This is a genomic window from Candidatus Nanopusillus massiliensis (assembly GCF_920984865.1).
In genome coordinates this window covers 433,546-434,599 of the sequence record NZ_OV100765.1, presented here as the reverse complement: position 1 = coordinate 434,599, position 1,054 = coordinate 433,546, and the positions used below count along the sequence as shown (strand labels likewise).

The following is a 1,054-nucleotide window of genomic DNA, read 5'->3' as shown; positions in this document are numbered from 1 at the left end:
AATCTATATGTTGAAATCCTAACCTGCGAGGAGATATATTAGAAGCAATTAAGAGAGTAAAGAAAAATATATATTTACAATTATATGACGTATTNCAAGATATAAAAGATCATGAAGTTAAAAGCCAGAGATTAGATAAACTATTGGAAAATATAAAGTCTATAAAAGATGTAATAGATGAATTATTAAATTAATTACCAGAAACAAAAGAGATAGAAGAATTATATAAGGAAATTAATTCTAAAGAATTAAATAAGGTGGCAAATTATAGAAAAAAAGAAAAGGAAGAAGAAACCAAAAGTTGAAGTAATAAAAGAAGAAAATAAGGAAGATAATAATCAAATTAGAAAGGAATTAGATGATATATCTTCTGAATTAGAAGAATTAAAGGAAGAATTGAAAAAATTAATTGAGTCTTAATATTTCTCCAGTTTTTTCATTACTCTATAAATAATTTTATTTTTCTTTAATTTTAACTCTATTTTATCTTTATATATATTTATTTCATCAAAGTCATCCAATATATAGACATTTTCATTTTTTTCTTCAATATCTTTTCTTATATTTTCCATTTCTTCTTCATATCTTTGTCTAAAATGTGTTAATAATAATATTTTGTGTATTACTTCTGTTAAATATTTCTCTAACTTCTAAAAAATCCATATGCATATTTTTCTTTGCTAGATCTGCTTGGAAAAAATATGTAGANNNAGATATTAATATTGTGCTATTCTTTTGCAAAATCAATACATTTATCAAAAAATATTGTATCAGTAATATATGTAATTTTAATTCCTTTCTTTATATATCCTACATCTTTATAAGATATCTTTTTACCATCTATTTCTATTTCTTTTCCTTCTTTTAATTTTTTAATCAATTCTTTATCTTTTATATTATATTTATTTAGTAGATTTTTATCTATGTTTAATGTAGTTCTTTTCTATAATATAATATGAATAAGAAGTTNTGGAATGCTTTGTCCTTATTCCATATATTTGGAAATCTTCTTCATCAACTATTAACCCCTCTCTTGCTTCTATTATATTTCTAT

At 21.4% G+C, this 1,054-nt stretch carries 2 protein-coding genes; both read right to left on the bottom strand.

Going from position 1 to position 1,054, the window contains the following annotated elements:
- Window positions 1–416 precede the first annotated feature (416 nt).
- The gene (locus tag LUA84_RS03235; protein WP_231434417.1) at window positions 417–572 is read right to left on the bottom strand and encodes a hypothetical protein; all 156 of its coding nucleotides are present in this window, start codon (window positions 570–572) and stop codon (window positions 417–419) included.
- 155 nt (window positions 573–727) lie between these two features.
- The gene (locus LUA84_RS03230) at window positions 728–880 is read right to left on the bottom strand and encodes a hypothetical protein (RefSeq protein ID WP_231434415.1); all 153 of its coding nucleotides are present in this window, start codon (window positions 878–880) and stop codon (window positions 728–730) included.
- Window positions 881–1,054 lie beyond the last annotated feature (174 nt).